Source organism: Rhodothermales bacterium (assembly GCA_034439735.1).
Taxonomy (GTDB): Bacteria; Bacteroidota; Rhodothermia; order Rhodothermales; family JAHQVL01; genus JAWKNW01.
Map to the genome: position 1 here is coordinate 18,236 of JAWXAX010000204.1, position 8,987 is coordinate 27,222.

Annotated in this window: 3 protein-coding genes; 1 reads left to right on the forward strand and 2 read right to left on the reverse strand. The window is 63.0% G+C overall.

All coding sequences use genetic code 11. The features are described 5' to 3' along the window. Nucleotides 1-92: 92 nt before the first annotated feature. Complete coding sequence (locus tag SH809_15165) at nucleotides 93-2,804, reverse strand: TonB-dependent receptor (protein MDZ4701047.1); 2,712 nt, start codon at nucleotides 2,802-2,804, stop codon at nucleotides 93-95. Nucleotides 2,805-2,940: 136 nt separating this feature from the next. Next, nucleotides 2,941-4,767 (reverse strand): T9SS type A sorting domain-containing protein, encoded by a 1,827-nt coding sequence (locus SH809_15170; protein MDZ4701048.1) that lies wholly within the window; start codon nucleotides 4,765-4,767, stop codon nucleotides 2,941-2,943. Nucleotides 4,768-5,393: 626 nt separating this feature from the next. Here SH809_15170 and nifJ point away from each other — a divergent pair. Further along, the coding region (gene nifJ / locus SH809_15175; GenBank protein MDZ4701049.1) for a pyruvate:ferredoxin (flavodoxin) oxidoreductase at nucleotides 5,394-8,987 on the forward strand (3,594 nt) is incomplete at its 3' end.

Sequence of the window (8,987 nt, forward strand, 5' to 3'; positions counted from 1 at the left end):
CCGCTTTCGTGGGGATGACGGGCGCGGTTAGAGCCGGCGCCGTGGTGGCCATCGAGAAGGATGGTCGAGCTGTTTCCATCGCCGTTTTTCCCTCATCGCCTCGCGCCGCCACGCAGCGAAATGCCGATCTCGATCCGGCGCGGCGCGTTGAGCCGGCCGGGGTTCGGATTCCGTTGTTGGGAAGGGATGAGGGTGTAGTAGGGGCTGCCGGTATCGGCGTACACGAATCCGTTGGAAAAGTGCTCGTCGAACACGTTGAACACCCGGGCAAAAAAGGTCAGATTCGCCGGACCGAGGGAAAAGAACTTCTCCGCCCGCAGGTCGACGATCACATGGGTCGGCTTCCTCCCCGAGTTGCCCTCCAGCTCGGCGCCGAAGCCGCTGCTGAGCGACGGGGTGTAGGGCTGGCCGCTGGAGAGTTTGATGACGGAGGTGAAGGAAAATTGGTCCGGCACGAACCACACAAGGGTCCCGTTGAGCGTGTGGCGCTGATCCCAGTTAAACGGGATCTGGCGCGGGCGCGGATCCTCGCCGGCCGCCGCCCGATTGGCCGTCTCGCGAGGGTCGCTGGCATTGCCGAGCGCACGCTGCAACGTATAATCGAGCGACGTGCTGATCGGACCCATCCGCCGCTGGTCGAGCGAGATCGTGAAGCCGCGCACGCCGCCGAAGTCGATGTTGGTCAGACGCGCGTATTCGGCGGCAGTATAAGTCTGCACGAACTCGACCCCGAGCAGGTCGCGGATGTCTTTATAAAAAAGGCTGACGTCCAACCCCAGAAAACGGGTGAGCTCGGCTTTAAACCCGAACTCGTACTGCGTGGTGAACTCCGGCTTGAGATCCGGATTACCGAGCACGCCGTAGTCGACCGCGCCGGCCTGTAAATCTTCCAGGATGGCATAGTCGGCGTTCGAAAACATCTGCCCGAGACCCGGCATCTGGTAAAAGTGGCCGTAGGAGAAAAAGACAGAGGCCGTCTGCAGGATCGGGAAGGAGATGCCCAGGCGGGGGGCGAAGACGAGTTTGGCCGTGGTCGACTTCGGACGCGACGCCGGCGCGCCGTCGATGCTGTTGGCGGGATTCTGGAGGTCGCTCGGGACCGAGGCGTTGGCGTTGAAATACTCGGCGCGCACCCCGAGCCGCACCCTAAGGTCCCGCCATTCCACCCGGTCCTGCACAAACGCCGCGAGGGTGAGGGGGTCGTAGGTATTCACGATGGCGCCGAGGGTGTCCTGAAAGACGCCGAGGGTCTGCACCCCGTCCACGACCACCTGGGACACCTGCCGGGGCGTGCCGAAGCGGAGGTCGGACGTCTGCGCCTCGAAGCCGGCCTTGAGGAGGTGGGTCTTCGTCACCTGGCTCGTCAGGGCGCCTTTGAGCACGTACGAGTTCGTGTACTGTACGAAGCGCCCAAGGTCGACGCCCTGGACAACGGCGCCTTCCTCGTAGTTGGCGTCGCCGCGGGGTTCGCCGGCCGTGAGGTAGGGCGAATCCTCCGGAATGAGAAAACTGACGCCGGCATTCGCCGGGATCGTCCCGATCTCATCGTACTTGACGTCCTTGAAATCGAAATAATTCTGGCGAGCGCTGAGCTCATAAAAGCTCGTCTGTGACAGCGTATGGGTGATATCCAACCCGTGGACAATCGAAAACTGGCGGGCCGTCTTTTGCCCTTCCGGGTTGAACCGGAACGCGTGGTTGTAGCCCTGCCGTTCAAACGCGTTGCCAACCGCCTGATAACTGATCTGGATGTTCTTGATGGATCGGTTGGTGAGCTTGCCGAGCCATGACCACTGGCGGGAGAAGTTCATCGGCACGATCGCGCCGTCGCCGGTCGGATTAAAGAGCCGCTGCTCGAGGTCGCTCCGGTCGGTCGGCAAAAACCGCCGCTCGCCCATCAGGTGGCCTTCGTTGACGAACCGCTGGCCGTTGAGCAGAAAAGTCGTATGACGCGCGAGGGGAACCGGTCCGCTGAGGCTGGCCTGGTAATTCTGGAGGATAAGCGGATCGACGCGGTCGATGAAGGGAAAGAGCGCGACCTTCTGGGTGCCCTCGAAAGGATTGGTGACAAACGTCGAGTCGTTGCCGGGGCTGAGGAAGTCGCCCATGTACATCTCGGCGCTGAACTCGTACCGGTCCGCGTCGCCATTGCGAAGGACGGCGTTGACCACACCGCTCATCGCCTGGCCGTATTCGGCGTCGAAGGTGCCGCTGATGACCTGGACTTCCTGGAGGACCGACCGGTCCAGGGTGAGCGACGAGGCGTTGTCGAACGGGTTGTTGACGGAGACGCCATCCACCTGGTACTGCACCTCCCCGAGGCGCCCGCCGCGGAAGTGGCCATCGACGACGCCGGCCTGGAGGTTGACGATTTCGCTCAGCTGCTGGACGGGTAGAATGTCGATATCGTCTCTCGTCAGCGTCTGCATCGAACTCGTGAGCGAGACATCGATGATCGGTCGCTCGGCGGTTACGATCACCTCCTGGCCTTCGAAGACCTCTTCAGCCAACCCGATGTCCAGCGTCGTGGTGTTGTTGGACGTGATCAGCACGCCTTCGACCACCTTCGTCTGGAACCCGACGCTGCTGAAACGGACGCTGTACGTACCCGGCGATAGACGGATCACGGCATAGTCGCCGTTTATGTCGGCCGCAGCGCCCTGGGAGGTGCCTACCACCAATACGGTCGCGCCAATGAGCGGCTCGCCGTTGAAATCGACCACGCGCCCGGCCAGCTTTCCGGTCTGCGCGGATGCGGCGCCGGCAAAGAGGAGAAGGGAGAAGAGGAGGGCGAGGTGCTTCACGAAAACCAGGGAATTGTCGATAGTCAATGGATGATGGTCAATGGATGATGGTCAATGGTCGATGGTCAATGAGAGCGTCTGTCCTCATCGACCATCAACCATCGATCATCAACTATCGACCATCAACTATCGATCATTACTTCAGGAGCAGCATCTTACCAACACCGCTGATCTGATCGACACCCAGAGCGGCGTCGACGACCTGGATCCGGTAGATGTAGAGACCGGAAGCGAGGCCGGCGGCGTCGAACGTGAACGTCTGCGAACCGGGCGCCTGGAGGCCCGGGGCGAGGGTGCGGACTTCACGGCCGAGCACGTCGTAGACGCTGATTGTCACATCGCCGGCCGTCGGCAGGGCGTAGGACAGCGTGGTGGTCGGGTTGAACGGGTTCGGGAAGTTGCCGCGGAGGGCGATGGATTGGGGCAGTTCGCCTGCTTCACGCTCCGTATCCACACGGAACGTGGGGTCCATCAAGCCCGTGGCCGCAGGGCCAAAGCCGCGCTCGGTAAGCCACCAGATGCGGGTGCTGTAGCTGTCGGTCATGCTTTCGAGATAGTCGCCATCGAAGAAGACCGCACCCATGTATAGCAGGCCGTCGCCAAGACCATCCTCGTAGTTAAGCGCCTTGGTCAGGTCAATGGCGATTTCCATCTGATAACCGGTGTCGATATCCGTCGGATCGGCGACGGTCGAGGCATCCTTCAAGTAGACGGCCGCCTGGAAGGCGGTGCTGTCCGCCGCGCGCAAGATGGCCGCGTCTTCAGCATACGCAATATTGCCTGTGGAATCGATGGTTATTTCAAACTGCAGGAAGGGCAGCGGCGAACCATCCGTGCCGGCACGGTCCCGCAGGATGATGCGCGTTCCATCGCCTCCGTCGTCTCCACGGCTGATGCCACTTATCGCCTGATCTTCGGCATCCAGACCGATGAAGAGCATGTTGCCCTGGAAGAAGGTCTTGAAATGGCCGATCGAGGGGTCGATGACGATCGCCTGCCGTTCGTCGCCGTTGATATCGGGCCGGAACCAGTGTGTATAATACGCGCCGGCGCCCGGGAGCGCGTCGAGCATGGATGATGACGCCTGGTACTGCAGCGTGATCAGGGTATCAAGTTGTCCCCAGACGTCTTCGCTCAACTGGCCGTCAAGCGTGATCTCAGCGCTTTCGTCGTTCAGCACACGGAAGTCCGGCTCAGTCAACGAAGGCGCATCGCCTGAATTGACGGTCACGTCCGGGCTTCCCATGATGTAGGCGACACCATTGGGGAAGTCGTTGCCCCACTGATTCTGCCACCAGGTGCGCGTTAACATCGAAAGATTGGCGTCTTCCGGCCAGCTGTAGTCGTCGTCGTTCAGCGCAATACTCAGCGGCACCCTATCACCCGTCGCCGCGCTGAAGTCGTAGCCCAGCGAGTCCAATGCGATGCGCATTTCCATGGTATATCCGACGTCGTCACCATGAGTGTCGTCGTTCGAAATCCCGTCCACGACCGTGCGGGCATCCCACTTGGCAACGTTTTCGGGTGAACGTTCCACATTCCCCTCGCCAAAGCCGACGCCGAAATCGCCGAACAGCCGCGCTTCGTTACCGGGCAGCGGCAGGCCAGAACCCACGAGCGAGCCGTCGTCATAGGTCGTGGCCGCATCCGATGTGTCAGCCGGATTCCAAAATGTATAGAAGAATTCAGCGTTGTTGGCCGCGTTGAAGTAATTCGGATCCGTATAGGGCTCGGTAGGCCGTGTCATCCGATTGACCATGGAGATGATAAGGCCATCGAAATTAAACAGACCCAGGCCTCCACCGACCGACTTATCCGCCACACGGGCGCTGATCCACAGGTCATTCCCATCGCGCAGCACGTAGATCATGCCGTCGCTCGGGTCAGAGGGATCGGCCAGCGTGAACGTGCCGTCGATACGCCAGCCGCTGCCGGGTCCGCCGGCGCTTTCCCCATACAGCAATTGCAGGCTGTCCGCGCTCGCCCACTCGGCTTCGTCCAGCGCGCCGTCCAGCGTCAGGGTGGCGCCTTAGACATCGCGCGCCCAGATAACATCTACTCCGTTTCGTACCGGCTGTGCGACCAGCGCCGGCGCCATCAGGGCCGCCAGCAGACACAGCAATGTCCATTTTGTGATTGACGTTTTCATGTGATTCTCATGTATGGTTAGGGTGTTCGTGTGCCTCAGCATCGCGCAGATAAAACGCCGCGTCCACATCACTACTACACACTTGGATAGATGGCGATTTGAACCCTGGCACGTGACGGAATCGCAGAATAAGATGAGTAATGGATCCCGAGAAGCGCTGCGAAATGCTGAAAGCAATGCCCCAATATGCGAGAAATTAAAACTGGATGCAAGGAGTGCTTCACGAAACCTTCAATTCAGCCCGGGCGCGTCATGCCGGCTGTAGGATTCAATCCTACGCCCGCCGACGACATCCCCCGTCCCATTTCCTTACACGCCGGCGCGTTCTTGTCCGGGTGACGTCGCGAATGCGTCCAAACGGCCACGATGTCCCCGGCGTCCGCGATACGGACACGATGTATCGTGTCCCTACGATTTGATCATCAACGTTCGACCCGATCATGAGCCGCACCTTCTCCACCATCGACGGGAACGAGGCCGCCGCCTACGTCGCCCACAAAACGAACGAGGTCATCGCCATCTACCCCATCACGCCGGCCTCGCCAATGGGCGAGTTGGCGGACCTGTGGACGATGCAGGGACAAAAAAACCTCTGGGGGATGGTGCCCGAAGTCATCGAGATGCAATCCGAAGGCGGCGCCGCCGGCACGGTCCACGGCGCCCTCCAGGCCGGCTCGCTCACCACCACCTTCACGGCGAGCCAGGGCCTCCTCCTGATGATCCCCAACATGTACAAGATCGCCGGCGAACTCACCAGCACGGTCTTCCACATCGCCGCCCGCTCCCTCGCCGCCCAGGGGCTCTCGATCTTCGGCGACCACTCGGATGTCATGGCCGCCCGCGCCACGGGCTGGGGCATGCTCTTCGCCGGCTCCGTCCAGGAGATCATGGACTTTGCCCTCATCACTCAGGCCTCCACGCTCGAATCCCGCATACCCTTCCTGCACGTATTCGATGGATTTCGCTCCTCGCACGAAATCCAGAAGATTGAGATGCTAGATGAAGCGCACATCCGGCAGATGATCGACGACGACCTCGTCCGTGCCCACCGCTCCCGCGCCCTCACGCCGGACCGACCGGTCATGCGGGGCACCGCACAGAACCCGGACGTCTACTTCCAGGCCCGCGAAACCGTCAACCCGTATTACGCCGCCGTGCCGGAGATCGTCCAGCGCCGCATGGACGAACTCGGCGTCCTCACCGGCCGGCGCTACCGGCTCTACGAATACGTCGGCGCGCCGGATGCCGAGCGGGTCATCGTGATCATGGGCTCCGGCGGCGAAGCCGTCGAGGAAACGGTAATGCACCTCCTGGCGCAGGGGGAATCGGTGGGGCTGCTCAAGGTCCGGTTGTACCGCCCCTTCGCCGTCGAACGCTTCCTGGAAGCCATCCCGGTGTCGGCGAAAAAGATCGCCGTGCTGGACCGGACGAAAGAGCCGGGCTCGGCCGGCGAGCCGCTCTATCAGGACGTCCTCACCGCCATCGCCGAGGGCATGGCCACGGGCGCGGCCCTGTTCGATCGCATGCCGCTCGTCGTCGGCGGGCGCTACGGGCTTTCGTCCAAGGAATTCACGCCGGCGATGATCCGCGGGGTGTTCGATGAACTCAAGAACGACCGCCCCAAAAACCATTTCACGGTGGGGATCGTGGACGATGTCTCCCACACGAGCCTGCCGTGGGACCCTGACTGGCAGATCGAGCCGGCCGACGTCACCCGCGCCCTCTTCTGGGGCCTGGGGTCCGACGGGACGGTCGGCGCCAACAAAAACTCGATCAAGATCATCGGCACGGAGACGGACCTGTACGCGCAGGGGTATTTCGTGTACGACTCGAAGAAATCCGGCGCCCGCACGGTGTCCCACCTCCGTTTCGGCCCCCGGCCCATCCATAGCACCTACCTCATCCAGCAGGCCAACTTCGTCGCCGTCCACCAGTTCGGCTTCCTCGAACGGTACGACACGCTGGAGCTGGCCGAACCGGGCGCGACCTTCCTCCTCAACAGCCCCTATGGGCCCGACGAGGTGTGGGATCAGCTCCCGCGCCGCGTCCAGGAGCAGATCATCCAGAAAAACATCGCCTTGTATGTGATCGATGCCCTCGATGTCGCCCGCGAGGCCAGCATGGGCGGTCGCGTCAACACGATCATGCAGACGTGTTTCTTCGCCCTCAGCGGGGTGCTCCCGCGCGACGAAGCCATCGGGAAGATCAAAGAGGCCATCAAAAAGACCTACGGCAAACGCGGCGAAGCGGCCGTCGAGATGAACTACGCCGCCGTCGATGCGGCGCTCGCCCACCTGCACCCGGTGCCCGTCCCCGAGACGGCCAGCGGGATGATCGAGCTCCCGCTCGTGGTGCCCGCCGGCGCGCCGGCATTTGTCCAGCGCGTCACCGCCGCGATGATCGCCGGCCAGGGCGACGCCCTGCCCGTCAGCGCCCTGCCGGCCGACGGCACCTACCCGACCGGCACCACGCAGTGGGAAAAACGCAACCTGGCGTACGAGATTCCGGTGTGGGATACGGACCTCTGCATTCAGTGCGGGAAATGTGTGATGATCTGCCCCCACGCGGTCATCCGCTCAAAGGTCGTCGAGCCCGGCGCCCTCGCCGGCGCGCCGGACGACTTCAAGACGGCGCCGGCCCGCTGGCGGGAGTTTCCGGACCAGCAGTACACCCTCCAGGTGGCCGCCGAGGACTGCACGGGCTGCCAGCTCTGCGTCGAGATTTGCCCGGTGAAAGACAAATCCCGCGTCGACCGCAAGGCGATCAATATGGCGCCCCAGCTGCCGCTCCGCGACAGCGCCCGGGTGCACTGGGACTACTTCCTCGGCCTGCCCGATCGCTCGCGGTACACAAACGACGGGCTCCACTACACCAAATCGAAGGACGTCCAGCTCCTCCAGCCGCTCTTCGAATTCTCAGGCGCCTGCGCCGGCTGCGGCGAGACGCCCTACCTGAGCCTGCTCACGCGCCTCTTCGGCGACCGCGCCATCGTCGCGAACGCCACCGGCTGCTCCAGCATCTACGGCGGCAACCTGCCCACGACGCCCTGGACCACCAACAGCGAAGGCCGCGGGCCGGCGTGGAGCAACTCGCTCTTCGAAGATAACGCCGAATTTGGCCTCGGCATGCGGCTCGCCGTCGAGCACCAGGCCGCCTTCGCCCGTTTGCTCGTCGAACGCCTCCGCCCCCGGAACCCCGCCCTGGTCGACGCCCTGCTGACGGCCGACCAGTCGACTCCCGCAGGAATCGCCGCGCAGCGCGCGAGCGTGAGCCAGCTCAAGGCCCTTATCGCTGGCGACGCTTCCCCCGACGGACGCGACCTCGCCGGCGTCGCGGACGCCCTCGTGAGCCGCAGCGTCTGGATCGTCGGTGGCGATGGGTGGGCGTACGATATCGGGTTTGGGGGGCTGGACCATGTGATGGCCAGCGGGAAAAACGTCAACGTGCTGGTGCTGGATACCGAGGTGTACTCGAACACCGGCGGCCAGGCGTCGAAGTCGACCGGCCTGGGCGCGGTGGCCAAATTCGCCGCCGGCGGCAAGGCGACGCCTAAAAAAGACCTCGGCGAACTGGCCATGAGCTACGGCTACGTGTACGTCGCCCAGATCGCCCTCGGCGCCGACGACACGCAGACGGTCCGCGCCTTCGAGGAGGCCGAGAGCTACAACGGGCCGTCGCTGATCATCGCCTACAGCCCGTGTATCGCGCACGGGATCGACATGGCGCGGGGAGTGGACCAGCAGGCGCTCGGGGTGAAATCCGGCCACTGGCCCCTCTACCGGTTTGATCCGAGGCTCACGGAGGCCGGCAAAAACCCATTCCAGCTGGACTCGAAGGCGCCCTCGGTATCGTTCAAGGACTACGCCTACAACGAAAACCGCTACCGAACCCTCTCGCTCGTCGACCCGGACGCCGCCGCGCGCTTCCTCAAACAAGCCCAGGCCCATGTCGACGCCCACTGGAAAAAATTCGAACGGATGGCCGGCATAGCCTCTGGCGATGGCCATGCCAACGCCCCTCCGCGCCCTCCCGGC